This window comes from Streptomyces sp. NPDC037242 (assembly GCF_055604165.1).
Map to the genome: position 1 here is coordinate 85023 of NZ_JBVJUY010000003.1, position 24050 is coordinate 109072.

Sequence of the window (24050 nt, forward strand, 5' to 3'; positions counted from 1 at the left end):
ACACCCCCCTAGATCTTGCGGAAGTCCCAGGAGACGACGGAATCCGGGGTGAGCCGGATCCAGGCGTGCCGGCCGTCGTGCGGCATCTCCTCGATGCCGAAGTTCTTGACGGGGAAGATCCGTTCCGCCTCGGCCAGTTCCGGGCACGGCTCACCGGTGCGCGGGGCCTCGCCCACGAAGACGGCGCTGCCGGACAGTTCCACCCCGCGCAGTTCGTCGTACGCCTCGCCGGAGTCCACCACCACCGAGATGCGCGGGTCCTTGCGCAGGTCGGACCAGCGCCGGCTGCGCGTGATCGAGTACAGCCACAGCGAGGTGCCGTCCCAGGCGAACCAGAGCGCCCCCACGTGCGGGCGGCCGTCCGGGGAGACGGTGGCCACCCGGCAGGTGCGCTGTTCGCGCAGGAAGGCGTCCACTTCTGCGTCGGTCATCATGATGCGGCGGCCCCGCCGCTGTGTGCTGTCCGAGCGTGTCTCGTCCATCGCTCCCGCGCCCCTTCACATCTGACTGTGTGTCAGGAATCATGAAGGCTCTTCCGTCGCCACGCCAGGGGGAGCCATGCCCGAATTCGATCCCGCCACCACCGCGCTCCTCACCGTCGAGTGCCAGAACGGCGTCGTCGGAGAGGAGAGCGCGCTGCCCGAGCTGGCGAAGGAGGCGCAGGACTCCGGCATGCTCGGCCGGGTGGCCGCGCTGGTCGACGCCGCGCACGGGGCCGGCGTACAGGTACTGCACGCGGTGGCCGAGCGGCGGCCGGACGGGCTGGGGGCCAATTCCAACGCGCGGCTGTTCCGGGCCGCCGGGCGGCTGCCGGTGCGCCAGTTGTCCGGCAGCCGGGCGGTGCAGGTCGCGCCACCCATCGCCGTCGCCGAGCAGGACCTGGTGGTGCGCCGGCTGCACGGGCTGTCGCCGATGGCAGGCACCGACCTGGACGCCCTGCTGCGCAACCTGGGCATCCGTACCCTCGTCGTCACCGGCGTCTCCTCGAACATCGCGATACCCAACACCGTCTTCGACGCCGTGAACCTCGGCTACCGGGTCGTGGTCCCGTCCGACGCGATCGCCGGGGTGCCCGCCTCCTGTACCGCCGAGGTGATCCGCAACTCGCTCGCCCTGGTCGCGACGATCACGACGGCGCAGGACCTCATCGGGCAGTGGGCTCCCGCGCGCTGAACGGGTGCGGGTGCTCAGGCGCGGGGGTCGAAGGCGATCCCGGCGGGCATGGAGCGGGCGAGGTGGTCGTTGAACGACCCGTCCTTGATCTTGATCGTGGCCGCGCCGAAGTTGGCGTTCATGAGCTTGTCCCGGAAGCCGGCCGGGTAGCCCTCCCAGCCCACGAGGCGCGGGAAGAACCAGCCGCGGGTGGCGTTCTCCGGCGGTTCGTCGTTGGTGTTGGCGAAGCGGAAGGCGTGGGTCGAGGCGCCGTCCTTGTGGTAGACGATCTTCGGGTGGGTTCCGTCGAAGCGCACCGAGGCGGCGGCGGCCACCTGGTAGCTGCTGTGCTGGGACACCGAGACGTACCGGACCTGGTCGTTGTTGATCCACACGACGACGTGTTCCCAGTCGTGGGTGTGCCCGATGGCCGCGGGGCCCAGGGTGGCCTGGTCCTTCTCGAAGTAGCTGGCGTACATCACCGCGCACCAGCCGTTGTTGCACTTCTGGCGCGAGTACGTGTTGGCGTTGGCCAGTTGGGCCGGGTCGTGGCAGTGGCCGTTCACGGCCCCGCCCAGCCGCAGGCCCGGGTTGAGGGCGCCGTCGGCGCCGATGGCGGCGGTGGCGTAGCAGCCGTCCCCGTCGTAGTCGTAGGCGGGGGAGAAGGTCTGCTCCAGGCCGTTGGCGTTCTGGGGCAGGAGCCGCAGGACGTTGGCGCTCGCCCCGGTCGGCAGCGCCACGACCAGGGCAGCGGCGCCGAGGGTGCTCGCAAGGGCCGAGATGAATGTTCTGCGCATGCCAAGTCCAGCTCTCTGGGGGTGAGTTCCGGTTGCGCGCACATTCAACTGGCGGCCGAGTCGGCAGGTCAAGGGACCGGGCCCGGTCCCCGGACGGCGGCGCCTCGGATCCTGCGGACGGGCCGCCGGATAGCCTGGGGCGATGCTCACAGAAGTGATCGCGACCCGCTATGTCACGCCCCTGCGTGAGGGCGGCTCGCTCCCGGGCATCGTCGAGGCCGACGATCTCGGTACATACGTCATGAAATTCACCGGCGCGGGCCAGGGGCGCAAGACCCTGGTCGCCGAGGTCATTTGCGGGCGCCTCGCCCAGCGGCTGGGACTGCGTGTCCCGCGGCTGGTGCAGATGCAGCTCGACCCCGTGATCGGGCTCGGCGAGCCCGACCAGGAGGTCCAGGAACTGCTCAAGGCGAGCGGCGGGCTCAACCTCGGGATGGACTACCTGCCCGGCTCGATCGGCTTCGACCCGCTGGCGTACCAGGTGGACCCCGTCGAGGCGGGGCGCGTGGTCTGGTTCGACGCGCTGATCAACAACGTCGACCGCTCCTGGCGCAACCCGAACATGCTGGTCTGGCACGGCGACGCCTGGCTCATCGACCACGGCGCCACCATGATCTGGCACCACAACTGGCCCACCGCCGGGGCCGCCGCGGCCAAGCCGTACAACGCCTCCGACCACGTCCTGGCCCCCGTCGGCCCGGACATCGCCGCCGCCGCCGCGGCGCTGGCCCCCCTCGTCACCGAGGAACTGCTGACCGAGGTGGCCGCCGACGTCCCCGACGAGTGGCTGGTCGACGAGCCCGGCTTCGACTCCACCGACGCGGTGCGCCGCGCCTACGTGGAGGTGCTGCTGCCGCGCGCGGCCACGATCCACGAGAGGATCTCGATGGAGGCCGAGGTGAAGCCCCGCTCGGGTCCGCCCGGCTGGCTCGCCGAGCGTCTCGCCCCCCAGCCCCACCAGAAGAAGAGCGGCAGCGAGTGACCGAGCGGGACGTGTTCGAATACGCACTGGTGCGCGTGGTGCCCCGGATGGAGCGCGGGGAGTGTTTCAACGCCGGCGTGATCGTCTACTGCCGCGCGCACTCCTACGTGGCCGCGCGCACCCACCTCGACGAGGCCAAGCTCCTCGCGCTGGACCCGAAGGCCGATGTGGCCGGCGTACGGGCGGCCCTGCGCGCGGTGGAGGGCGTGTGCACCGGCGGTGAGCAGGCGGGCCAGGCCGCGGGCGACGACCCCGGGCGGCGGTTCCGGTGGCTGATCGCGCCGCGCAGCACGGTGGTGCAGCCGGGGCCGGTGCACACCGGCCTGACGGCCGATCCCGCCGCCGAGGTGGAGCGGCTGCTGGACCTGCTGGTCCGCTGACGCGGGCGCGGACGGGCACGGGGCCGCCTCGAAGGTCGGCGGGGCCGGATCCGGCCCCCGTTGACACCGGGTGCCAGGGCTCCTAGCGTCTCCTCAGCTGAAGCTACTAAGCGGTTGCTCACCTCTGGGTGGCCGTTTCTCAAGGGCGAGGAGATCCAGCATGTCCACCACCGAGCAGCGCGTCGCGATCGTGACCGGGGCGGCCCGGGGCATCGGCGCGGCCACCGCCGTACGCCTGGCCGCCGAAGGCCGGGCGGTCGCCGTACTCGACCTCGACGAGGCGGCCTGCAAGGACACCGTGGAGGCGATCACGGCGGCCGGCGGCAAGGCCCTCGCGGTCGGCTGCGACGTCTCCGACAGCGCGCAGGTGGAGGCGGCCGTCGCGCGCGTGGCCCAGGAGCTCGGCGCCCCGACCATCCTGATCAACAACGCGGGCGTGCTGCGCGACAACCTCCTCTTCAAGATGAGCGACAACGACTGGGACATGGTCATGAACGTGCACCTGCGCGGTGCGTTCCTGATGTCCAAGGCCTGCCAGAAGTACATGGTGGAGGCCAAGTTCGGCCGCATCGTGAACCTCTCCAGCAGCTCCGCGCTCGGCAACCGCGGCCAGGCCAACTACTCCGCCGCCAAGGCCGGTCTCCAGGGCCTGACGAAGACCCTGGCCATCGAGCTCGGCAAGTTCGGCGTCACCGCGAACGCCGTCGCCCCCGGCTTCATCGTCACCGAGATGACCGCCCAGACGGCCGCCCGCGTGGGCATGGGCTTCGAGGACTTCCAGGCCGCCGCCGCGACCCAGATCCCCGTGCAGCGCGTCGGCCGACCGGACGACATCGCCAACGCCATCGCGTTCTTCACGGGCGAGGCCGCCGGCTTCGTCTCGGGCCAGGTCATGTACGTGGCCGGCGGCCCGCTCAACTGACGAGCTCACGAGAGGCAGGGCGTACCTGATGACGGACGACAGGGAAAACGGCATCGACAGCGGCAAGGTCGCGCTGATCACCGGCGCGAGCAGGGGCATCGGCTACGGCATCGCCGAGGCGCTGGTCGCCAGGGGCGACCGGGTCTGCATCACCGGGCGCAACGAGGAGGCCCTCAAGGAGGCCGTCGAGCGGCTCGGCGCGGACCGGGTCATCGGCGTGGCCGGCAAGGCGCACGACGAGGCCCACCAGGCCGTCGCCGTGGAGCGCACGATGGAGGCCTTCGGGCGTCTGGACTTCCTGGTGAACAACGCGGGCACCAATCCGGTCTTCGGTCCGATCGCGGATCTGGACCTCGGGGTCGCGCGCAAGGTGTTCGAGACCAATGTGATCTCGGCGCTCGGCTTCGCCCAGCGGACCTGGCACGCCTGGCAGAAGGACAACGGCGGCGCGATCGTGAACATCGCCTCCATCGCGGGCGTCTCCGCCTCGCCCTTCATCGGCGCGTACGGGATGAGCAAGGCCGCCATGGTCAATCTCACCCTCCAGCTCGCCCACGAGATGGCACCGGGTGTCCGGGTCAACGCGATCGCCCCCGCGGTGGTCAAGACCAAGTTCGCCCAGGCGCTGTACGAGGGCCGGGAGCAGGAGGCCGCGGCCGCCTATCCGCTCGGCCGGCTCGGGGTCCCGGAGGACATCGGAGGGGCCGCCGCTTTTCTTACATCTGCACAAGCGGAATGGATCACTGGACAAACTCTGGTCGTTGACGGGGGAATGTTCCTCAATGCCGGAGTGCACTGACCGATAATCGGACGGATTTGGCGCCGAAAGGCGGTCAAATGCATACCGAATATGCACGGAACCGGTCAAGTGCCCCACGAAACCTGCCCATTGGATTTGTGGGGCACTGCGGTAGGGTCTGCCGCACCCCTGGCTGATCGAGGAGCGTGCACGTGTTCAACCGGACCAGATGCCTGCAGGTCTCTGCGGCCCTTGCGTCCATATCCCTGCTCGCCGGATGCGGACTGCTCTCGGACGACGGTGGCGACGATGCGAAGCGGGTCGTCGTGGGCACGACCAGCACGCCGACCACCCTCGATCCCGCCGATGCCTGGGACGGCTCCTGGGAGCTCTACCGGAACATCTACCAGACCCTGCTGGCCTTCCCCACGGGCTCCACCAAGCCCCAGCCGGACGCCGCGCAGAACTGCGAGTTCACGGACGCCGCGAGCGAGTCGTACCGGTGCGTCCTGCGCAAGGGGCTGAAGTTCTCCAACGGCGAGCCGCTCGACGCCAAGGCGGTCAAGCACTCCCTCGACCGGATCCGGACCATCGACTCCAAGAACGGCCCCAAGGGCCTGTTCGGCAGCCTGGACAAGATCGAGACTCCGGACCCGCTGACGGTCGTCTTCCACCTGAACACCTCGGACGCGACCTTCCCGTACGTCCTCGGATCGCCCGCCGCCTCGCTGGTCGCGCCCAAGGACTACCCGGCCGACAAGCTGCGCGAGGACGGCAAGGTCACCGGCTCCGGCCCGTACGTGCTGGAGTCCTACAAGGAGGGCTCCCAGGCCGTCCTGACCCGCAACGGCGGCTACACGGGCTTCGCGAACCGCCGCAACGACGGCGTCACCATCCGTTACTTCACGGACTCCGCGAAGATGATCTCGGCGCTCAAGGGCAAGGAGATCGACGCGACCTACCGAGGACTCTCCGCCACGCAGATCAAGGACCTGCAGAGCCCCGAGTCGCACAACGCGGGCGTCCAGGTCGTCGAGAACGTCGGCGCGGAGATCCGCTACCTGGTCTTCAACCCGAAGGACCCGCAGGTCGCCAAGCCCGCGGTGCGCCAGGCCATCGCCCAGGTCATCGACCGCGGGGAGATCGTCTCCAAGGTCTACCAGGGCACCGCCGAGCCGCTGTACTCGATGGTCCCCAAGGGCGTCGTCGGCCACAAGACGCCCTTCTACGACGTGTACGGCCACGCGGACGTCGAGAAGGCCAGGAAGATCCTCAAGGACGCCGGGATCACCCAGCAGGTGGAGCTGACCTTCTGGTACACCACCGACCGCTACGGTGCCTCCACCGCCGACGAGTTCACCGAGATCAAGCGGCAGCTGGAAGCCAGCAACCTCTTCAAGGTCAACCTGCGCGGCCAGCCCTGGAAGACCTTCCAGGTCGGCTACAAGAACGGCGAGTACCCGGTCTTCGGCCGCGGCTGGTTCCCCGACTTCCCGGACCCGGACAACTTCATCGCGCCGTTCGTCGGCAAGGAGAACGCGGTCGGCACCCCGTACGAGCCCGCCGAGATCCTCAAGACCCTGCTGCCCAAGTCCCGCCGCGAGAGCGACCGGTCGGCCGGCGTCCACGAGTTCGAGCAGGCCCAGCAGATCTTCGCCCAGGACGTGCGGCTGCTGCCGCTGTGGCAGGGCAAGCTGTACGTCGCCGCACGCGAGGACATCGCGGGCGCCGAGCGGGCGCTCGACCCGCAGACGGTCATGCAGATGTGGGAGCTGTACCGCAAGACCAGCTGGTAGCCGCCCCGGCGGCACACTCGCGCGGAGTGTTGTCAGTGGCCCCCGGTAAGTTCTGAAGCGTTGTACGACGCAGTCGCGTGAACTTGTACCGGAGGTTGTAGACGTGACCCAGATGCTGCCCGAGTCCTGGCTCCCCGTCCTCGGCGGGGAGCTGGACCAGCCCTACTTCAAAGAGCTCACCGAGTTCGTCGAGAAGGAGCGGGCGAACGGGCCGGTCTACCCGCCCCGCGAGCAGGTCTTCGCGGCCCTGGAGGCCACGCCGTTCGACCAGGTGAAGGTGCTGGTCCTCGGCCAGGACCCGTACCACGGCGCCGGCCAGGGCCACGGCCTGTGCTTCTCCGTGCAGCCCGGGGTCAAGACCCCGCCCTCGCTGCGCAACATCTACAAGGAGATGCAGGCCGAGCTGGGCACGCCCATCCCGGACAACGGCTATCTGATGCCGTGGGCCGAGCAGGGCGTCCTGCTGCTCAACGCGGTGCTCACCGTCCGCGAGGCCGAGCCCAACTCGCACAAGGGCAAGGGCTGGGAGAAGTTCACCGACGCGGTCATCCGTGCCGTGGCCGAGCGCCCCGACCCGGCCGTCTTCGTCCTCTGGGGCGCCTACGCCCAGAAGAAGCTCCCCCTGATCGACGAGGAGCGGCACGCGGTCGTCAAGGGCGCCCACCCCTCCCCGCTGTCGGCCAAGAAGTTCTTCGGCTCCCGGCCCTTCACGCAGATCAACGAGGCCGTGGCCGCACAGGGCCATGAGCCGATCGACTGGCGGATCCCGGACCTGGGCTGACGCCCCACCGCGCCTCGGCGCCATTGCCGGTGCCTCCGGCTAGCGTCATGACGATCAGACCGCGGCAGGTCTGGCAGAGCAAGCCGGAGGCCACGTTGACCGAGCAGCAGGAGGCGTCGGAGGACGCCGTCATGACCAGGATCGGCCAAGCGGTCATCCTGCTGCACGCAGGGGACCGCGAGGAGGCCCGCAACCGGCTCGGCGAGATCTGGTCCGAGATCGGCGAGGAGGGCGACTCCCTCCACCGGTGCACGCTCGCGCACTACCTGGCCGACGCCCAGGACGACCCCGCCGACGAACTCGCCTGGGACCTGCGGGCCCTCACCGCCGCCGAAGGGCCCGCGCAGCGGCCCGCCGGGGGCGTCCCGGCCGAGGACGGCCGCAGCGGCCCCGACCAGGCCGTACGGGTCTTCTACCCGTCGCTGCACCTGAGCCTGGCCGCCGACTACGTGAAGCTACGGCGGCCCGAGGCGGCCCGCGTCCACCTGGCGCGGGCCCGGGCGGCCACCGGCGCGCTGGGCGACGACGGGTACGGGAACGGCGTACGGGCCGCCATCGCCCGGCTGGAGCGGCGGCTCGCGGCGGAACCGGGCGAGGGGCCCAGGCCGTTCCCGGAGCAGCACCCGTAGCGGGATCCGGGACGCGGCCTCAGCCGCCGTGGACGCCCGCGCAGATGCGGGCCTCCGGGCTGTCCGGGTGCCAGCGCCCGTGCCGGCGGCCCAGCGCGCACACGTCGGCCGGCCGCACCGGCAGCTCCCGCACCAGCTGGCGCGGCACCTGGGCGTCCGGCCGCTGCTGGTGCGGCGGGCGGCCGCCGGGACGCCCGTCGCCGTCGCCGTGGCCGTGGCCGGCCCGTTCGGCGGGGGCATGGGGCTCCGGGATGTCCAGGACCGGAGGGCCGACCGCCGCGGACTCCGGGACCGCCTCGTCCGCCGCGGCGCCGCGCGCCGCGGACCGCCGGGCGGCCGCGGCCGACGGGGCCGGCCGCGCGGCCTGCCCCGGCAGCGCCTTCAACGCCTCCAAGGCGGGCGCCTCGACGACCACCGGCGCGGCCCCAGGACCGCCGCGCGGCGCGTGCTGCGGCGGCGCCCCCGGGGTGCTGGGGGCGCCCGCCGGCTGCATCGGGGCGGGGGTCACGTTCACACAGCCGGAAACGGCCGAGACGGCGCAGGCGACCGTGAGCAGGAGCTTTGTCGTGGTTCGGGTTGGATGCACTCGCGCAACTCTGCTGGGCGAGGACCCCGTTGCGAAAACCCGCAGCCGATATTCACCCCGCACGGGTGACGGCTGGTCGCCCGCCGGGCGGGACGGTCAGTCGCCCGTGGAGCCGTCTATCCGCTCCCGGAGCAGGTCCGCGTGGCCGTTGTGGCGCGCGTACTCCTCGATCATGTGGGTGTAGACCCAGCGCAGGCTGAACACCTCGCCGCGGTGGTGGCTCCCGGCGTCCGAGAGCAGGTCCAGGGAACGGCCGGCGGCGGCCTGCCGGGCCAGCCCGACCTCGGTCTGCCACACCTGCTCGGCCTGGGCCCAGGTGTCCTTCCCGGTGAAGTGGAAGTCCCCGTCCGGGTCCTCCTCGGTGCAGTACAGCTCGGGGAGCTCCTCGCCCAGCATGATCTCCCGGAACCAGTAGCGCTCCACCTCCGCCATGTGCCGGACCAGGCCCAGCAGGCTCAGTTCGGAAGGATCGAGCGGGGCCAGCCGCAGCTCTTCGTCCTGGAGGCCCTCGCACTTCCAGGCGAGGGTGGCACGGTGGTAGTCGAGCCAACCGTCCAGCATGTCCCGCTCGTTCGCGGTGGTGGAGGGCTCGTTGCGGTCGGATCCAGCGCTGATGGTCATGGTCGACATCTTGGTCGAACGCACGCACCGCCACCAGCGATTAGGCTGCGCAAGTCCCACGAGGAACGAACCTGGAGGCTCCCGGTGAAGGTCGGCTGTATCGGACTCGGCGACATCGCGCAGAAGGCGTACCTGCCCGTCCTCACCACGCGCCCGGGGATCGAGCTGCACCTGCAGACCCGTACCCCCGCCACGCTGGAACGGGTCGGCGCGCTCCACCACGTCCCGGCCGGGCGCCTGCACACCGACCTCGACGCGCTGCTCGCGCAGGGGCTCGACGCCGCGTTCGTGCACGCCCCGACCGCCGTCCACCCCGAGATCGTGGAGCGGCTGCTGGAGGCGGGCGTGCCGACGTACGTGGACAAGCCGCTCGCCTACGAGTTCGCGGACTCGGCGAGGCTGGTGGAGCGCGCCGAGGAGCTCGGGGTCCCGCTGGCCGTCGGCTTCAACCGCCGCCACGCGCCCGGCTACGCGCAGTGCGCGCAGCACCCGCGCGAGCTGATCGTCATGCAGAAGAACCGCGTCGGACTGCCCGAGGACCCGCGGACCTTCGTCCTGGACGACTTCATCCACGTCGTCGACACCCTGCGCTTCCTGCTGCCCGGCGAGGCCGACCACATCGACGTACGGGCAGTGGTGCGCGAGGGGCTGATGCATCAGGTGATGCTCCAGATGTCGGGCCCCGGCTTCACCGCCCTCGGCATCATGAACCGGCGGTCCGGCTCCACCGAAGAGGTCCTTGAGGTCTCGGGCCAGGACACCAAGCGGCAGGTCGTCAACCTCGCCGAGATCGTCGACCACCGGGGCCAGCCCACCGTGCGGCGGCGCGGGGACTGGGTGCCGGTCGCCCGCCAGCGCGGCATCGAGCAGGTCGTGGACGCCTTCCTCGAAGCCGTGGAGGCGGGCAAGGCGGTCAGCGCCCGGGACGCGCTGCTCACCCACGAGCTGTGCGAGCGGGTGGTGCGCTCGGCTCTGGAGCAGGCCTCCTGAGTACGGGCGAACGGGCGCCCCGCACCACGCAGTACGCGGCCAGGGCGGCCAGCGCCGCGCCCACCGGCCAGTCCCCGAAGCGGACGTAGAGCGTCGTGCCGCGGGCGAGCGGCACCTCGTACACCTGGGCCGCGCTCGCCGAGGTCGCCAGCGCAGGGCCGATCCGACCGCCGGACGGGCCGTGCACCGCGCTGATGCCCGTGAGCGTGGCGTGCACCACGGGGCGGCCGGTCTCGGCGGCGCGCAGCGCGGCCAGCGAGGCGTGCTGCGCGGGGGCCCAGCTGCCTTGGAAACTGGAGGTGGCCGATTGGGCGACGAGCAGGGCGGCGCCGTCGCGTGCGAGGCGCCGGCTCATGTCGGGGAAGGCCGACTCGAAGCACACCAGCGGGCCGAGGCGGACGCCCCCGGGGAGGTCCATGACCACCGGGGCCGAGCCGCGCATGCGGTCCTCGCCGGCCGCCTTGCCGACCGAGGTGACCCAGCCGAGCACGGCACGGGCCGGTATGTACTCGCCGAACGGGACCAGGCGCATCTTGTCGTACCGCTCGCCCGTGGGGCCCCCGGGACCGACGAGCACCGCGGACTTGTAGATGCCGGGGCGCTCCGAGCGGTGCGCGTCCACGTTGACCAGCAGTGGAGCCCCGACCTGCGAGGACAGGGCCGCCAGCCGGCCGGCCAGGTCCGGGCGCGCGGCCAGGTCCCCGCCGACGCTGCTCTCGCCCCACACCACCAGGTCGACCCGCTGCCCGGCCAGGTCCCGGGTGAGGCGCTCCTCGGTCGCGAACCGCCGCTCCGCGCTGGTCGGACCGTCCGCCACCATGCCCGCCTGTACGACGGCCACGCGCAGCCCGCCCGACTCCTCCGGGCGCGCCGCCCACAGCCACACCACCCCGGTCAGCACCGCGCAGCCCGTCACCCCGGCCACCGCGGGGGCCCGCGCCCCCGGCACCGCGATCAGCAGGACCAGCGCGCAGTTCACCGCCACCACCAGCAGGCTCACCAGCCACACCCCGCCCACCGAAGCCAGCCGCAGCGCGGGCGGGACCTGCCACTGGCTGGCCCCGAGCAGCCCCCACGGCCCGCCGAGCCCCTGCCAGGACCGGGCCAGTTCGCACAGCAGCCACCCCGACGGTACGAGGACCAGCGCGGCCCAGGGCCGTACGCCCGAGGTCGACGCAGAGGTTGAGGCCGAGGCACGGGTCCCGCCGAGCAACTGCCGCACCAGCAGCGCCCAGGGGATCCACAGCAGCCCCAGCAGCGCGGCCAGCGGCAGCAGGAACACATGCAGGCTCGGCAGCAGCCAGTGGTGCACGGCCAGGATGAAACCGGCGCCGCCCAGCCAGCCCTCCAGAGCCGCGCGCCGCCCGGTGGGGGCGGACCTCAGCAGCAGCATCCAGGGCACGAGGGCGACGTACGCGAACCACCAGAGTGCGGGGGCGGGGAAGGCGAGGCACGGCAGCGCCCCGGCGGCCACCGCGGCAGCCGCACGCCACCACCGGTCGGGCATCGGGACCATGACGCGCCTCCGCTTCCAGTGTGGAACAGCAGTGCAAGCCGGCGGGTGCCGGGCGCGTCAGGCCGACATGTGGCGCCACTTCTCGTGGACCGTGACGCGGGAGAGCCGCCAGCCGGCGTAGGGGGTGCGGACGAGGGCGAAGGTGTAGCGCCCTGCGGCGACGAAATTGGGCGCGGTCACCGTGCCGTCGAACTCCTCCCCGGCCAACCGCATGGGGTTCAGGAAGTCCGCCCGGACCTCCGCCGAGTCACCGGGGGAGCCGCCCAGGTCTGCCAGCCGGATCAGCCGGTTGACGATGAGGTGCTGACGTACCGGGAACAGCTCCATGGTCTGCGCGAGCCAGTCCGCGACCTCCCCGGCCGGCCCCTCCAGCCCGCCGGCGGAGCTGTAGTCGGCCCGCCCGCCCGGCGCGAACAGGGCGCGGTACGCCTCCCAGTCGCCGTCGTCGACGGCCACCGCGTAACCCGTGACCACCTCGTCGATGGCCAGCCGGTCCATTACCGTCGCGAGGTCCACACGCTGCGTCATCGGGACAGTGTGGGGCTGCGGAACGCGGAGGCCAAGGGGCGTGCGCGAAACGGATCTCCGTCCGGGCGGTCAGTGACGCGAATGCGCCTCCCGCTGGCGCACCACCACGAGGAACGCGTCACTGGCCAGGTCCATCACCACCTCGGCCGGAACCCCCTCGCGCATGCGCTGCGCGGCGTACTCCTCGGCGGGCCAGCTGCCCCTCGGACTTCCGGCCGGAAACCGCTCCAGCACCACTCGCCCCATCGGACACCCCCTGCTGCTCGCCTTCACGTCTCTATGGGACAACGACGCGCAGGCCGCCCGGGAACGTTCCCGAGCGGCCTGCGGTTCATGCGAAGTGGTGAGCGGGGTCGCGCCTACGAGCCCGACTCGCCGGCGTGCGGGCTCAGCACATCCGTTCCGATCAGCGCGAACAGGGCGATGCCCAGGGCGATCCGGTAGATCACGAACGGCATGAAGCTCTTGCTGGAGATGAACTTCATGAACCACGCGATGACGGCGTAGCCCACGAAGAAGGCGATGGCGGTCGCGAAGATCGTCGGCCCCCAGGAGATGTGGCCCGGGTCCTCGACCACGTCCTTGATCTCGAACACGCCCGACGCCAGGACGGCGGGGATGGCGAGGAGGAAGGAGTAGCGGGCCGCCGCCTCACGCGTGAAGCCGAGGAGCAGACCGCCGGAGATCGTCGCGCCGGAGCGGGAGACGCCCGGGATCAGCGCCATCGCCTGGCAGAGACCGAAGATCAGACCGTCCTTGACGCCCAGTTCCTTGAGCGTCTTGCGCTCCCGGATGGCGCGGTGCCGGCCGCCCTCCTCGTCGCGCGCGGCCAGCCGGTCGGCGATGCCCAGCACGATGCCCATCACGATCAGGGTGGTGGCGATCAGCCGCAGGTCGCGGAACGGGCCCTCGATCTGGTCCTTGAAGGCGAGGCCGAGGACGCCGATGGGGATGGAGCCGACGATCACCAGCCAGCCCATCTTGGCGTCCTGCTCGGAGCGCAGCGCCGGGGTGAACAGCGACCGGAACCAGGTCGAGATGATCCGCGCGATGTCCTTGCGGAAGTAGATCAGCACGGCGGCCTCGGTGCCGATCTGAGTGATCGCCGTGAAGGCCGCACCCGGGTCGTGCCAGCCGGCGAACGCCGCGGTCAGCCGCAGGTGGGCGCTGGAGGAGATCGGGAGGAACTCCGTGAGCCCTTGGACGAGACCGAGGATTAGGGATTCGAACCAGCTCATGTCGGGGTGCGCTCGTCCTTGTGATCGTCGGGAAGTTCGCGTCCGATGCTAGGGCCCGTGAGGTGCGGCCGTGACCACAGGGGGGTGCTGGGGCGCCAGTTCGCGCGGGAGCGCGGGCGCGAGCCGGTCGCGCTTGCGCCAGGCGACGGCCGCCGCGACCACTCCCGATACGGCGATGAAGCCGAACGAGGCGAGGAAGGCGGGGGATCCGGGCGAGGAGGCGCTGGAGCCCGCGATCACATAGGCGGCGGTGTTGGGAACCGTCCCGACGGCGGTGGCGAGGAGGAAGGGGAGCCAGCCGCAACGGGATACGGCGGCGCAGTAGTTGGCCGCCGCGAAGGGGACCCCGGGGAAGATGCGGACGGCGAGCATCGAGCGGAACCCGTGCCGGCTCAGCTGGCTGTCCGCCGCCTTCAGCCAGCGGCCGCGCAGCAGGGGCCGCAGCGCCTCCTGGCCCATGATGCGGCCCAGGCCGAAGGAGATCCCGGCGCCCAGCACCGTGCCGCCGACGGCCGCGGCCAGGCCGAACTGGCTGCCGAAGACGGCGCCCGCGGCCAGGTTCAGCAGGGGGCGGGGCACGAAGGCCGCCGTGCACAGCCCGTACGTCGCCGCGAACAGCAGCACCGCCATGCCCACGGGTAGCCCCGGGGGCCAGCCCTCCGAGAGGAGGCGCTGGGGCTCGTACAGCAGCACGCCGGCGCCGGCCGCCACGAGCAGCACGACGAGCAGCGCCAGCCGGGTCCACGGCGCGAGGAGGAGGGACATTCCGGGAGACTAACCGACCGGTGTGGCCCCGCGCCGTAATCTGGGCCTCATGCTGTCGAACGACGGGCGGCGCCCGCGGGTTCCCCGAAGCGCCCTCGCGGACCTGCTGACCGAGCGCCTCGTGGCGGCGTACGGCGGCGCCGCCGACCCTGAGCAGGCCCGTCACATGGCCGCGTACATGAAGGACGTGGCCCCCTTCCTCGGGATCCGCACCCCGCTGCGGCGGGAGCTGTCGAGGGCGGTGACCAAGGACACCCCCGCACCGGCGGAGGCGGACTGCGCGGCGCTCGCGCTGCGCTGCTGGGGGCTCGCGGAGCGCGAGTACCAGTACTTCGCCGCCGACTACCTGCGCCGGCACGTGTCCCGCTGCTCCTCCGGGATCCTGCCGGTCGTACGGCACCTGATCGTCACCGTCCCGTGGTGGGACACGGTCGACACCCTCGCCGCGCACACGGTCGGCCCGCTGGTCGCCGCGGACCCGGCCCTCGCCGCCGTCATGGACGAGTGGATCGAGGACGAGAACCTCTGGCTGGCGCGCACCGCCCTGCTCCACCAGCTCCGCCACAAGTCGGCGACGGACACCGGGCGGCTCTTCGCCTACTGCCGGCGCCAGGCGGCCCATCCGGACTTCTTCATCCGCAAGGCCATCGGCTGGTGCCTGCGCGAGTACGCGAAGACCGACCCGGCGGCGGTCCGCGCCTTCGTCGCCGCCGAACGCGAAGCGCTGTCCCCGCTCTCCGTGCGCGAAGCCCTCAAGAACCTGTAGCCGCGCGGGAATTCATTCGACGGACCGCGGCCGCTCGGGCAGGATCGGCCACATGTTCCGGTACGCCTTCCCCGCAGCGCCGTCCGCAGTCGCGGACGCGCCGAAGGCTGCCGTCCTCGCAGAAGCGCCCGCAGCACTCGGCGGCGCACGAAGCTGACCCTTCCCGGACAGTCCGGCGGACCCCACAGGGGGAGGGTCGGCTCGCTCAAGGGGTCCCGTTCCAGCTTCTGATCACACGGGAAGAACATCATGGCCAAGACGGCCTTCGTGCGGACCAAGCCGCACCTCAACATCGGCACCATGGGTCACGTCGACCACGGCAAGACCACCCTCACCGCCGCCATCACCAAGGTCCTCGCCGAGCGCGGCGGCGCCTCATTCGTGCCGTTCGACCGCATCGACCGGGCCCCCGAGGAGGCCCGGCGCGGCATCACCATCAACCTGACGCACGTCGAGTACGAGACCGACACCCGCCACTACGCCCACGTCGACATGCCCGGCCACGCCGACTACGTCAAGAACATGGTCACCGGCGCCGCGCAGCTCGACGGCGCGATCCTCGTCGTCTCCGCGCTCGACGGGGTCATGCCACAGACCGCCGAGCACGTCCTCCTCGCCCGCCAGGTCGGCGTCAACCACATCGTGGTGGCCCTCAACAAGGCCGACGCCGGGGACCCCGAGCTCACCGACCTGGTCGAGCTGGAGGTCCGCGAGCTGCTCACCGCCAACGGCTACGGCGGGGACGGCGCGCCGGTCGTACGGGTCTCCGGGCTCGGGGCGCTGGAGGGCGACCCGCGCTGGACCGCGGCGATCGAGGCGCTGCTCGACGCGGTGGACACTTACGTCCCGATGCCGGTGCGGTACACGGACGCGCCGTTCCTGCTGCCGGTGGAGAACGTCCTCACCATCACCGGGCGCGGGACCGTCGTGACCGGCGCCGTCGAGCGGGGCAGCGTACGGATGGGCGACCGGGTGGCCGTCCTCGGCGACGACGGAGAGCCGGTCGAGACGGTGGTCACCGGGCTGGAGACCTTCGGCAAGCCGATGGAGTCCGCCGAGGCCGGGGACAACGTCGCGCTGCTGCTGCGCGGGGTGCCGCGCGAGGGGGTGCGCCGCGGGCACGTGGTGGCCGCGCCCGGCAGCGTGGTGCCGAGCCGGCGCTTCACCGCGCAGGTGTACGTGCTGTCCGCCCGCGAGGGCGGCCGTACGACGCCTCTCGCCAGCGGGTACCGGCCGCAGTTCTACATCCGGACCGCCGACGTGGTCGGGGACGTCGACCTCGGCGAGGCCGGCGTGGCCCGGCCGGGCGAGACGGTGGCGATGACCGTCGAGCTCGGGCGGGACACCCCGCTGGAGGCCGGGCTCGGCTTCGCGATCCGCGAGGGCGGGCGCACGGTCGGCGCGGGGACGGTGACCGCCGTACTCGGCTGATCCCGCCCCCGCCGTGGTGACGGCGGTCCGGTTGCGCCAGACTGCCGTCACCACGGGCACGAGCGGAGGGGCGGGCGGCGATGACGGGCGAGACGGCACTGGTGCTGGGCGGCGGAGGACTGACCGGCGTGGGCTGGGAGTGCGGGATCCTCTACGGCCTCGCCCGCGCGGGCGTGGACCTCACCACGGCGGACCTCGTCGTCGGCACCTCGGCGGGGTCCGTCGTCGGCGCCCAGCTGACCTCCGGACTGCTCACCGCGCAGGAGCTCTACGAGCGCCAGCTCGGCGATCCCGCGGGCGAGGCCGCGGCGAAGCTGGGGGCGGGGGTCTTCGCGCGCCACGCCATGGCGATGGTGCGCTCGCGGAACGCGACGGCCTACCGGCAGCGGGTCGGCGCCTTCGCGCTGGCCGCCGACACCGGGGCGGAGGCGGACCGGCGCAGGGTACTGGCGGCCCGGCTGGTCTCGCACGAGTGGCCCGAGCGACGGCTCGTCGTCACCGCCGTGGACGCCCTGACCGGAGAGCCGGCCGACTTCGACCGGGACAGCGGCGCCGGGCTGGTCGACGCGGTCTCGGCGAGCTGCGCGGTGCCCGGGGTGTGGCCGCCGGTGACGGTCGGCGGGCGTCGCTTCATCGACGGAGGGGTCCGTTCCGCCACCAACGCCGACCTGGCCGCCGGCTACGCGCGGGTGGTGGTCATCGCCCCGATCTCGCTCGGATCCGGACTCGTCCCCTCGCCGGCCGCACAGGCCGCCCAGCTGCGGAAGGCGGGCGCCCGGGTGCTGCTGATCACCCCGTCGGCAGCGGCCCGCAAGGCCTTCGGGCGCAATGTGCTCGACCCGGCCCGGCGGGATCCGGCAGCGCGCGCGGGGCTGGCGCAGGCCGCCGAGCACGCCGCCGAGGCGGCAGCGGTCTGGACCGGCTGACCCGGGCCGGACAATGGAGCGGTGAGCGACGAACAGATCCCGGTGATCCGGGACGTGGGCCAGGGCACCGCCAAGCTGATGCCGGACGTGGACGGCGAGCGGGCCTGGCTGCTGACCGTGGACGGGGCTCCGCAGTCGTACGTGGACCTCGACGACCCGGAGCACCTGGAGTTCGAGTACGTGCGCCGTCTCGCGCACGTACTGGACTGCGCGGCGGAGCCGGGCGCGGCGCTGGACCTGGTGCACCTGGGCGGGGGCGCGCTGACGCTGCCGCGCTACGCCGCGGCGACGCGGCCGGGGTCCCGGCAGCAGGTGGTCGAGTTCGACGCCGCGCTGGTGGAACTCGTCGCGGAGCACCTCCCGCTGCCGCAGGGCTCCGGTGTCACGGTGCACGCCGCCGATGCGCGGGCCTGGCTGGAGGCCGCCCCGGCGGCGGGCGCGGACGTCCTGGTGGCCGACGTGTTCGGCGGCTCCCGGGTCCCGGCGCAGCTCACCTCGGTGGAGTACGCGCGGGCGGCGGCCCGCGCGCTGCGGCCCGGCGGGCTGTACGCGGCGAACCTGGCCGACGGGGCGCCCTTCGACTTCCTGCGTGCCCAGCTGGCCAACTTCGCGGCCGTGTTCGGGGAGCTCGCCCTGGTCGCGGAGCCGTCGGTGCTGCGGGGCAGGCGGTTCGGCAACGCGGTGCTGCTGGCCTCGGACGCGGAACTCCCGCTGGCCGCCCTGTCGCGGCGGTGCGCGGCGGACGCCTTCCCCGCCCGGGTGGAGGCGGGCGCGTCCCTGGCGCGGTTGATGCGGGGCGCGGCTCCGGTGGCCGACGCGGACGCCGTGGCGTCCCCGCCGCCGCCGGAGGGCGCCTTCAGCCTGGGATAGCCGGGACCTCGGCGAGGGGCGAGGAGGCGGAGGAGGCCTTCACGGGCGACGGCCTGCGCGTCATGCGGCGGACGTCCGGGACGGCGAGGACCGCGGCGGTCACGACGACGACCAGCGCCGCGCAGCCCCACAGGGCCTGGGTACGGCCTACGGCGGTTTCGACGGGACCCGCGACGGCCGTGGCCAGGGGAAGCATCGACACCGAGCCGAACCAGTCGTAGGCGGAGACCCGGGAGAACTTGTCCTCGGGTATCTCCTGGTGCATGGTCGTCATCCAGTTCACGCCGAACACCTCGATGGCGCCGCCGCTCACGAACATCACCGCGCACAGGCCCCAGACGGGCAGCGGCACCGCCAGGCCCGCCGACGGGAGCGCCAGCGGGAACACGCAGAGGGTGCCGACCAGCAGCAGCCGCCGGGGTTTCCACACCATCATCAGGACGGCCCCGGCGATGGTGCCCATCCCGAAGAAGGCCAGTGCCACGCCCCAGGGGGCCGGCCCGCCCAATCGGTCCCGTGCGACCAGCGGCCCGTAGACCGACTCGGCGGCGCCGACGACGGCGACGACGACGGAGAACTGGAGCACGATGCCCCACAGCCACGGCCGGGTACTGAACTCCACCCAGCCCTCGCGCAGGTCGGCCAGCAGTCCGCCGCCGGGGGCCCGGTCCGCGACATGACCGACGTCGAGGAAGGCGCGCAGGGCGCCGGCGACGGCGAAGGCCGCCGCGTCCACGGCCAGTACCCAGCCGGGTCCCATCGCCGCGATCATGGCTCCGCCGAGTGCGGCGCCGCCGATGCCCGCGCCGTTCATCGCCATGCGGAACAGCGCGAAGGCGCGGTTGGAGTGCTCGCCGGAGACGCTGGAGAGCAGCATGCCCTCGGCGGCCGGGTTGAAGAAGGCGGTACCGGTTCCGCACAGCGCGGTGAGCAGCATCATCTGCCACAGCTGCGGGTCCCCGGCGAGGACGAGCACGGCGAAGGCGGCCTGCGAGAGGCAGTTCAGGGCGTTGGCCGCGACCATCACGCGGTGCCGCGGCAGCCGGTCGGCGAGGGCGCCGCCGATGAGCAGGAAGAGGACGAGGGGCAGGGTGCGGGCGGCGGCCACGAGGCCCACGTCCCCGCCGGACCCGCCGGCCTCCAGCACGGCGAAGGCGGCCGCGATGAGGGCTCCGTGGCTGCCGAGGTTCGTGACGACCGCGGCACCCGTCAGAAGGGTGTAGTTGCGTCCGGCCCACGCGGGTCGGCGGCGGTGCGGTGCGGATGTACCTGAAGCGGCGGCGAAGGGAGGACTCACCCCCGGACTATCCCCGCTCCGGGCCGGGAATCCAAACGGATTTCCGGCCCGGAGGGGTTCCGTGACGGGTCAGCTGGTGGTGAGGCGGACCGTGCTCAGGATCTTCTCGTACGTCTCCTGCGAGACCTCGCCCTCGACGCCGGCGGCGCCGTAGAGGATCCAGCTGGAGAAGTCACCGTTGGCGGTCTTGAAGCTGAAGGCGATGGACTTGCCGTCGGAAGAGCACTTGTTCTCCTTCGGCAGGCCGCTCACGGTCGCGGTCGCCACGTGCCCCTTGAGACCGGATGCGGTGGTGTACTCCTTGGCGGCGACCACCTTGGTCGTGCCCTTGGGCGCCTTCTGCGCGTACCCGGCGAAGGCCCAGTTGCCGGCCTCGTTGTACGCGGCCTCGGCCGTGTCCTTGGCGCCCTGGCCGCCCTTGGTGCCGGTGCCGGCCAGCGCGGTCTTCTCCTCGCTGCCGTTCATGTCGGAGTCGACCTTGCACCACTCGTCCTTGAGGCGGGCGGGGGCGGACATCATGACGATGGCCGAGCCGTCCTTCTTGCCCTCGTCCTCGAAGCCGATGGACGTCCCTGAGGTCAGGACGTTCCACTCCGGCGGGACGTCGAAGGCGGTGCCGTACTTCGGGTTGATGACCACCTTCCAGCCCGGGACGACCGGCTTGACGTCGCCGCCGGCCCGCGGGTTGGCGCCCGTGGGGGCCGGCGCGGCCGAGGTGGGGGCGACGGGCGCCGAGGAGGAGGCGCTCGGCTTGTTGTCGGCCTCGTTGGTCGACTTGTCGTCACGGGTCAGTACGAAGGCCCCGGTGCCGGCGGCCGCCACGACCACCGCCGCGGCGGCGACGATGGCGACGGTCCTGGTCGCGAAGGGGCTCCCGCCGCCGGCCGGCGGCTGCGGGGCGGCCTGCTGCGGCGGGCCCCACTGCGGGACGGGAACCGTCGGGGGCTGCTGGTACCCCGGCTGCTGCGGGTACCCGTAGCCGGGCGGCTGCTCGCCGTATGCCGGCTGCTGCTGGTACGGGTTCGGCTGTCCCGGCTGCTGCTGGTACGGATTCTGATGCGCGTCCTGGGGGTTCTGTTCGCCCCCGGGCGGCTGCTGCTGTCCTGGCCACATGGCCGGTAACGATAGTGGGAGCGGCCGCCGGTATCCACGGCCGCCCCCTGTCAGGTCTGGCCAAGGCTACTTACTCGTGGGTAACATGGCGTCCCATGAGCGCAGACCAGATGAACGTGGGCGAACTGCTCGCCGCGACGGTGCCGATGGCCCGGACCCTGAACCTCCAGTTCCTGGAGACCACCCCCGAGCGCGCGGTCGTCCGGCTGCCGGACCAGCCCGACTACCACAACCACGTCGGCGGCCCGCACGCCGGCGCCATGTTCACCCTCGCGGAGTCCGCGAGCGGTGCCATAGTCCTGGCCGCCTTCGGTGACCAGCTCTCGCGCGCCGTGCCCCTGGCCGTGCGGGCGGAGATCGGCTACAAGAAGCTCGCCAAGGGCGTCGTCACGGCCACCGCCACCCTCGGCCGCCCGGCCGCCGAGGTCGTCGCCGAACTCGACGCGGGCGGCCGCCCCGAGTTCCCCGTCACCATCGCCATCCAGCGCGAGGACGAGGCCGTGACGGGCGAGATGACCGTCGTGTGGACGCTGCGCCCCAACGCGTAGCACGCACCCGCGCCCCGCAGCCGCCGCAGGGCTGAACCTCCGCGGTGCGGTGGCGCGTCTGAGCGGAGCCGTGCGGGGCGCGGCGCACAGTGGGCGGGGGAGCGGTCCGGCGCGGGCCGCTCCCGCCGACTGACGCCGACGCCGCAGGGAGCCCCCATGAGCGAGGCCGTGTCCAGACGTTCCGCGATGCGGCTGCTCGGCGCTGTAGGCGTGGTCGGAGCCGTCGCCGGGGCCGCGGGCTGCGTGGCCGCGGTACCGCCCGGCGCGGCAGTGCGCGGGGCCACCGCGGCGCCGGCCCCCGAGCCCGGCAGCAGCGCCAGGCTCGACGCCCTGCTGGAGCGGCTCACCCTCGACGAGAAGACCGCCCTGCTGCACGGCGCGCCGGACCCGGCCCCGCTCGGCCAGGCCGGATACGTGCCCGGCGTACCGCGCCTCGGCATCCCGCCGCTGCGGATCGCCGACGGGCCCGCCGGGGTCCGGGTCGCGAAGCGGGCCACCGCCCTGCCCGCGCCCGTCCTGCTGGCCTCCGCCTTCGACCCGGCGCTGGCCCGCGAGTACGGCCGGATCATCGGCCGCGAGGGCCGCGCGCTCGGCCAGGACGTCCTGCTCTCGCCGATGGTCAACCTCATCCGCACCCCCTACGCCGGGCGGAACTTCGAGACCTTCGCCGAGGACCCCCGGCTCACCGCCGACCTCGTCGCCGAAGTGGTCCGCGGGATCCAGGACGAGGGGCTCATCGCCACCGTCAAGCACTTCGCCCTCAACAACCAGGAGCAGGGCCGCGACACCGTAGACGTCGTCGCCGCCGAGCAGACCCTGCACGAGACCGAGCTACGGGGCTTCGAGGCCGCCGTGGCCGCCGGAGCCGGGGCGGTGATGGGCGCGTACAACAAGGTCAACGGCGTCTACGCCTGCGAGAGCAAGCCGCTGCTCGACGAACTGCTGCGCGGCCGCTGGGGGTTCGACGGCTGGGTGATGTCCGACTGGGACGCCACCCACAGCACCGTCGCCGCCATCGGGGCGGGCCTCGACATGGAGATGCCCGGCGGCACCCACTTCGGCGGCCCGCTGCGCGACGCCGTGCGCGGCGGCACCGTGCCCCAGTCCTCCGTTGACCTCGCCGTACGCCGGATCCTGGCGACCATGGACCGGTTCGGGCTGCTCGCGGCCCGCCCCGCCGCCCGGCCCGCGCGGGATCCCGCCGCGGGCGCCCGTATCGCCCGCCGGGTCGCCGCCGCGGGCGCCGTGCTGCTGCGCAACGAGCACGCCACCCTGCCGCTCACCGGCGCGGCGGCCCGCTCGATCGCCGTGATCGGGCCCACCGGCCAGACGCCCTTCGTCAGCGGCGGCGGCAGCGCGCACGTGGTCCCGGACGCCGCGACCGCCCCGCTCACCGCCATCCGGGCACGCGCCGGGAGCGGCTCCACCGTGCGCTACGCCCTCGGCGAGGACCTGTACGGGCGGCCCCTGCCGGCGAAGCTGCTGACGCCGGCCGCGGACCTGGACGACCGGAGCGTGGACGCCGGACGCACCTGGAGCCACGATGCGGTGTTCACCCTCGCGGCCGACGACGAGTGGACCCTGCTCGTGCACTACACGGGGCAGCGCCCCGGCGTGCGGCTGGACGGGACCGAACTGTTCCCCGTCCGGGAGGGCGTCGCCGAGCACTTCGCCGGCGGACTGCTCGGTTCCGCGCCCGACGGGCTCACCGTGCGCCGCCGTACGCTCGCGCTCAAAGCCGGTGCCCACCGGCTGGCCGTCACCGCCGAGGGCGGGCCGAAGGGGCAGCGGTTCCGGCTCCGGCACACCACGAAGGCCGGCCGGGCCGCCGATCTCGCCGAGGCCGTACGGACCGCCAGGTCGGCCCGGAGCGTCGTGCTCTTCGCCTACGAGGACGCCACCGAGGGCAGCGACCGCACCTCGCTCGGCCTGCCGGGCGGGCAGGCGGCGCTCATCGAAGCGGTCGCCGCCGCCAACCCGCGTACGACCGTCGTGCTCAACACGTCCTCCAGTACGACGATGCCGTGGCTCTCCCGTACCGGAGCGGTCCTCCAGATGTACTACCCGGGCCAGGAGGGTGCGGGCGCGACGGCCGACATCCTCTTCGGCGACGTGGACCCGGGCGGCCGGCTGACCCAGACCTTCCCGGCCGACGAGCGCGCCACCCCGGTCGGCGGGGACGCGCTGCGCTATCCGGGGGTGGGCGGCCGCCAGGAGTACACCGAGGGCGTCCACGTCGGCCACCGCTGGTACGACGCCCAGCACGTGACTCCGCTGTTCCCGTTCGGGCACGGGCTCTCGTACACGACGTGGGAGTACGAGAAGCTGACGGTCCGGCCCGGCGGCGGCCACGGGCAACGGGCCGGGCTGCGCGTGGAGTTCACCGTCCGCAACACCGGGCGCCGCAAGGGCACCGAGGTGGCCCAGGTGTACCTCGGGCCGTCCCCCGACCTCGCGCTCGACCAGCCGGTACGGGCCCTGGCCGGCTACCGGCGGCTCACCCTGGCCCCGGGCGAGGCCCAGCGGGTCACCCTCGACATCGACTCCAGGGCGCTGTCCTCCTGGGATCCGGAACAGCACGCATGGGTGCTGGGTTCCGGCCGCCGCGAGGTGTTCGCGGGCCGTTCCTCCCGCGAACTGCCGCTGAGGGCAAAGGCTGTGGTGGCGAGCCGATAAG

General features: G+C 72.7%; 26 protein-coding genes. 15 read left to right on the forward strand and 11 right to left on the reverse strand.

Annotation, left to right across the window (positions count from 1 at the left end):
* Positions 1 to 8 precede the first annotated feature (8 nt).
* Entirely contained in the window at positions 9 to 482 is a 474-nt protein-coding gene (locus ACZ7GJ_RS05765; RefSeq protein ID WP_470749805.1) for a pyridoxamine 5'-phosphate oxidase family protein, read from the reverse strand.
* 76 nt (positions 483 to 558) lie between these two features.
* Here ACZ7GJ_RS05765 and ACZ7GJ_RS05770 point away from each other — a divergent pair, with 76 nt between their 5' ends.
* Positions 559 to 1173, forward strand: a complete 615-nt coding sequence (locus tag ACZ7GJ_RS05770) for a cysteine hydrolase family protein (protein ID WP_470749807.1) — start codon at positions 559 to 561, stop codon at positions 1171 to 1173.
* A 14-nt stretch (positions 1174 to 1187) separates the two neighbouring features.
* Here ACZ7GJ_RS05770 and ACZ7GJ_RS05775 read toward each other — a convergent pair whose 3' ends face one another.
* On the reverse strand, positions 1188 to 1949 hold the full coding sequence (locus tag ACZ7GJ_RS05775) for an NPP1 family protein (protein ID WP_470749809.1): 762 nt from the start codon (positions 1947 to 1949) through the stop codon (positions 1188 to 1190).
* Between the two features lie 142 nt (positions 1950 to 2091).
* On the opposite strand from ACZ7GJ_RS05775, the gene ACZ7GJ_RS05780 reads away from it, so the two are divergent.
* The 7 genes from ACZ7GJ_RS05780 to ACZ7GJ_RS05810 all read left to right on the forward strand — a co-directional run bounded on the left by ACZ7GJ_RS05780 (position 2092) and on the right by ACZ7GJ_RS05810 (position 8178).
* Positions 2092 to 2931: a HipA family kinase gene (locus tag ACZ7GJ_RS05780; protein ID WP_470749811.1), complete on the forward strand. Its 840-nt coding sequence runs from the start codon at positions 2092 to 2094 to the stop codon at positions 2929 to 2931.
* Entirely contained in the window at positions 2928 to 3311 is a 384-nt protein-coding gene (locus tag ACZ7GJ_RS05785) for a DUF3037 domain-containing protein (protein ID WP_470749812.1), read from the forward strand. Before ACZ7GJ_RS05780 ends, ACZ7GJ_RS05785 begins: the two co-directional genes overlap by 4 nt.
* A gap of 160 nt (positions 3312 to 3471) precedes the next feature.
* On the forward strand, positions 3472 to 4233 hold the full coding sequence (gene fabG / locus ACZ7GJ_RS05790; RefSeq protein ID WP_470749814.1) for a 3-oxoacyl-ACP reductase FabG: 762 nt from the start codon (positions 3472 to 3474) through the stop codon (positions 4231 to 4233).
* Between the two features lie 28 nt (positions 4234 to 4261).
* On the forward strand, positions 4262 to 5032 hold the full coding sequence (locus ACZ7GJ_RS05795) for an SDR family oxidoreductase (RefSeq protein ID WP_470749816.1): 771 nt from the start codon (positions 4262 to 4264) through the stop codon (positions 5030 to 5032).
* A 152-nt stretch (positions 5033 to 5184) separates the two neighbouring features.
* Entirely contained in the window at positions 5185 to 6768 is a 1584-nt protein-coding gene (locus ACZ7GJ_RS05800; protein WP_470749818.1) for an ABC transporter substrate-binding protein, read from the forward strand.
* Positions 6769 to 6880: 112 nt separating this feature from the next.
* Positions 6881 to 7549 carry a uracil-DNA glycosylase gene (locus ACZ7GJ_RS05805; protein ID WP_365924347.1) on the forward strand — a complete coding sequence of 223 codons (669 nt, stop codon included), beginning with the start codon at positions 6881 to 6883 and terminating at the stop codon, positions 7547 to 7549.
* A 47-nt stretch (positions 7550 to 7596) separates the two neighbouring features.
* Positions 7597 to 8178 (forward strand): hypothetical protein, encoded by a 582-nt coding sequence (locus ACZ7GJ_RS05810; protein WP_470749820.1) that lies wholly within the window; start codon positions 7597 to 7599, stop codon positions 8176 to 8178.
* A 19-nt stretch (positions 8179 to 8197) separates the two neighbouring features.
* Here the strand turns inward: ACZ7GJ_RS05810 and ACZ7GJ_RS05815 are convergent, their stop codons facing one another.
* Both ACZ7GJ_RS05815 and ACZ7GJ_RS05820 read right to left on the reverse strand, forming a co-directional pair.
* A complete protein-coding gene (locus ACZ7GJ_RS05815) occupies positions 8198 to 8764 on the reverse strand; it encodes a hypothetical protein (RefSeq protein ID WP_470749822.1) in 567 nt (188 codons plus the stop codon).
* Between the two features lie 96 nt (positions 8765 to 8860).
* The gene (locus tag ACZ7GJ_RS05820) at positions 8861 to 9385 is read right to left on the reverse strand and encodes a DinB family protein (RefSeq protein ID WP_470749823.1); all 525 of its coding nucleotides are present in this window, start codon (positions 9383 to 9385) and stop codon (positions 8861 to 8863) included.
* A gap of 84 nt (positions 9386 to 9469) precedes the next feature.
* On the opposite strand from ACZ7GJ_RS05820, the gene ACZ7GJ_RS05825 reads away from it, so the two are divergent.
* Positions 9470 to 10375, forward strand: a complete 906-nt coding sequence (locus ACZ7GJ_RS05825; RefSeq protein ID WP_470749825.1) for a Gfo/Idh/MocA family protein — start codon at positions 9470 to 9472, stop codon at positions 10373 to 10375.
* Here the strand turns inward: ACZ7GJ_RS05825 and lnt are convergent.
* From lnt to ACZ7GJ_RS05850, 5 genes are all read right to left on the reverse strand, one after another.
* Positions 10320 to 11891 (reverse strand): apolipoprotein N-acyltransferase, encoded by a 1572-nt coding sequence (gene lnt / locus ACZ7GJ_RS05830; RefSeq protein WP_470749827.1) that lies wholly within the window; start codon positions 11889 to 11891, stop codon positions 10320 to 10322. The two genes, ACZ7GJ_RS05825 and lnt, sit on opposite strands and share 56 nt — an antisense overlap.
* A gap of 57 nt (positions 11892 to 11948) precedes the next feature.
* Positions 11949 to 12419: a nuclear transport factor 2 family protein gene (locus ACZ7GJ_RS05835; protein ID WP_470749829.1), complete on the reverse strand. Its 471-nt coding sequence runs from the start codon at positions 12417 to 12419 to the stop codon at positions 11949 to 11951.
* A 69-nt stretch (positions 12420 to 12488) separates the two neighbouring features.
* The gene (locus ACZ7GJ_RS05840) at positions 12489 to 12665 is read right to left on the reverse strand and encodes a hypothetical protein (protein ID WP_470749830.1); all 177 of its coding nucleotides are present in this window, start codon (positions 12663 to 12665) and stop codon (positions 12489 to 12491) included.
* Between the two features lie 113 nt (positions 12666 to 12778).
* Entirely contained in the window at positions 12779 to 13657 is an 879-nt protein-coding gene (locus ACZ7GJ_RS05845; RefSeq protein WP_470749832.1) for an undecaprenyl-diphosphate phosphatase, read from the reverse strand.
* 48 nt (positions 13658 to 13705) lie between these two features.
* Positions 13706 to 14422: a TVP38/TMEM64 family protein gene (locus ACZ7GJ_RS05850; RefSeq protein WP_470749834.1), complete on the reverse strand. Its 717-nt coding sequence runs from the start codon at positions 14420 to 14422 to the stop codon at positions 13706 to 13708.
* A gap of 49 nt (positions 14423 to 14471) precedes the next feature.
* Between ACZ7GJ_RS05850 and ACZ7GJ_RS05855 the strand changes: the two genes are divergently transcribed.
* The 4 genes from ACZ7GJ_RS05855 (at position 14472) to ACZ7GJ_RS05870 (ending at position 18415) form a co-directional block, all read left to right on the forward strand.
* Positions 14472 to 15188: a DNA alkylation repair protein gene (locus tag ACZ7GJ_RS05855; protein WP_470749836.1), complete on the forward strand. Its 717-nt coding sequence runs from the start codon at positions 14472 to 14474 to the stop codon at positions 15186 to 15188.
* A gap of 249 nt (positions 15189 to 15437) precedes the next feature.
* Positions 15438 to 16619 carry an elongation factor Tu gene (gene tuf, locus ACZ7GJ_RS05860; RefSeq protein WP_470749838.1) on the forward strand — a complete coding sequence of 394 codons (1182 nt, stop codon included), beginning with the start codon at positions 15438 to 15440 and terminating at the stop codon, positions 16617 to 16619.
* 80 nt (positions 16620 to 16699) lie between these two features.
* A complete protein-coding gene (locus tag ACZ7GJ_RS05865; RefSeq protein ID WP_470749840.1) occupies positions 16700 to 17545 on the forward strand; it encodes a patatin-like phospholipase family protein in 846 nt (281 codons plus the stop codon).
* Between the two features lie 78 nt (positions 17546 to 17623).
* Positions 17624 to 18415, forward strand: coding sequence for a spermidine synthase (locus ACZ7GJ_RS05870; protein ID WP_470750084.1), 792 nt, complete (start codon positions 17624 to 17626; stop codon positions 18413 to 18415).
* Here the strand turns inward: ACZ7GJ_RS05870 and ACZ7GJ_RS05875 are convergent.
* Together ACZ7GJ_RS05875 and ACZ7GJ_RS05880 are read right to left on the reverse strand one after the other, a co-directional pair.
* Positions 18402 to 19712, reverse strand: a complete 1311-nt coding sequence (locus ACZ7GJ_RS05875; RefSeq protein WP_470749841.1) for an MFS transporter — start codon at positions 19710 to 19712, stop codon at positions 18402 to 18404. The two genes, ACZ7GJ_RS05870 and ACZ7GJ_RS05875, sit on opposite strands and share 14 nt — an antisense overlap.
* A gap of 69 nt (positions 19713 to 19781) precedes the next feature.
* Positions 19782 to 20825 (reverse strand): DUF8017 domain-containing protein, encoded by a 1044-nt coding sequence (locus tag ACZ7GJ_RS05880; RefSeq protein ID WP_470749843.1) that lies wholly within the window; start codon positions 20823 to 20825, stop codon positions 19782 to 19784.
* Positions 20826 to 20920: 95 nt separating this feature from the next.
* Between ACZ7GJ_RS05880 and ACZ7GJ_RS05885 the strand changes: the two genes are divergently transcribed.
* Positions 20921 to 21373: a DUF4442 domain-containing protein gene (locus tag ACZ7GJ_RS05885; RefSeq protein ID WP_327363359.1), complete on the forward strand. Its 453-nt coding sequence runs from the start codon at positions 20921 to 20923 to the stop codon at positions 21371 to 21373.
* Between the two features lie 156 nt (positions 21374 to 21529).
* Positions 21530 to 24049: a glycoside hydrolase family 3 protein gene (locus ACZ7GJ_RS05890; RefSeq protein WP_470749845.1), complete on the forward strand. Its 2520-nt coding sequence runs from the start codon at positions 21530 to 21532 to the stop codon at positions 24047 to 24049.
* Position 24050: the final 1 nt, after the last annotated feature.

Excerpts from the sequence above, each read along its gene's own strand:
- ACZ7GJ_RS05870 (WP_470750084.1), top strand. The coding sequence starts at position 17,624 with ATGCCGGACGTGGACGGCGAGCGGGCCTGGCTGCTGACCGTGGACGGG.
- ACZ7GJ_RS05765 (WP_470749805.1), bottom strand. The coding sequence starts at position 482 with ATGGACGAGACACGCTCGGACAGCACACAGCGGCGGGGCCGCCGCATC.
- ACZ7GJ_RS05845 (WP_470749832.1), bottom strand. The coding sequence starts at position 13,657 with ATGAGCTGGTTCGAATCCCTAATCCTCGGTCTCGTCCAAGGGCTCACG.
- tuf (WP_470749838.1), top strand. The coding sequence starts at position 15,438 with ATGGCCAAGACGGCCTTCGTGCGGACCAAGCCGCACCTCAACATCGGC.
- ACZ7GJ_RS05885 (WP_327363359.1), top strand. The coding sequence starts at position 20,921 with ATGAGCGCAGACCAGATGAACGTGGGCGAACTGCTCGCCGCGACGGTG.
- ACZ7GJ_RS05890 (WP_470749845.1), top strand. The coding sequence starts at position 21,530 with ATGAGCGAGGCCGTGTCCAGACGTTCCGCGATGCGGCTGCTCGGCGCT.
- ACZ7GJ_RS05805 (WP_365924347.1), top strand. The coding sequence starts at position 6,881 with ATGCTGCCCGAGTCCTGGCTCCCCGTCCTCGGCGGGGAGCTGGACCAG.
- ACZ7GJ_RS05810 (WP_470749820.1), top strand. The coding sequence starts at position 7,597 with ATGACGATCAGACCGCGGCAGGTCTGGCAGAGCAAGCCGGAGGCCACG.
- ACZ7GJ_RS05850 (WP_470749834.1), bottom strand. The coding sequence starts at position 14,422 with ATGTCCCTCCTCCTCGCGCCGTGGACCCGGCTGGCGCTGCTCGTCGTG.
- ACZ7GJ_RS05855 (WP_470749836.1), top strand. The coding sequence starts at position 14,472 with ATGCTGTCGAACGACGGGCGGCGCCCGCGGGTTCCCCGAAGCGCCCTC.
- ACZ7GJ_RS05835 (WP_470749829.1), bottom strand. The coding sequence starts at position 12,419 with ATGACGCAGCGTGTGGACCTCGCGACGGTAATGGACCGGCTGGCCATC.
- ACZ7GJ_RS05820 (WP_470749823.1), bottom strand. The coding sequence starts at position 9,385 with ATGACCATCAGCGCTGGATCCGACCGCAACGAGCCCTCCACCACCGCG.
- fabG (WP_470749814.1), top strand. The coding sequence starts at position 3,472 with ATGTCCACCACCGAGCAGCGCGTCGCGATCGTGACCGGGGCGGCCCGG.
- lnt (WP_470749827.1), bottom strand. The coding sequence starts at position 11,891 with ATGGTCCCGATGCCCGACCGGTGGTGGCGTGCGGCTGCCGCGGTGGCC.
- ACZ7GJ_RS05775 (WP_470749809.1), bottom strand. The coding sequence starts at position 1,949 with ATGCGCAGAACATTCATCTCGGCCCTTGCGAGCACCCTCGGCGCCGCT.
- ACZ7GJ_RS05770 (WP_470749807.1), top strand. The coding sequence starts at position 559 with ATGCCCGAATTCGATCCCGCCACCACCGCGCTCCTCACCGTCGAGTGC.
- ACZ7GJ_RS05880 (WP_470749843.1), bottom strand. The coding sequence starts at position 20,825 with ATGTGGCCAGGACAGCAGCAGCCGCCCGGGGGCGAACAGAACCCCCAG.
- ACZ7GJ_RS05780 (WP_470749811.1), top strand. The coding sequence starts at position 2,092 with ATGCTCACAGAAGTGATCGCGACCCGCTATGTCACGCCCCTGCGTGAG.
- ACZ7GJ_RS05840 (WP_470749830.1), bottom strand. The coding sequence starts at position 12,665 with ATGGGGCGAGTGGTGCTGGAGCGGTTTCCGGCCGGAAGTCCGAGGGGC.
- ACZ7GJ_RS05795 (WP_470749816.1), top strand. The coding sequence starts at position 4,262 with ATGACGGACGACAGGGAAAACGGCATCGACAGCGGCAAGGTCGCGCTG.
- ACZ7GJ_RS05865 (WP_470749840.1), top strand. The coding sequence starts at position 16,700 with ATGACGGGCGAGACGGCACTGGTGCTGGGCGGCGGAGGACTGACCGGC.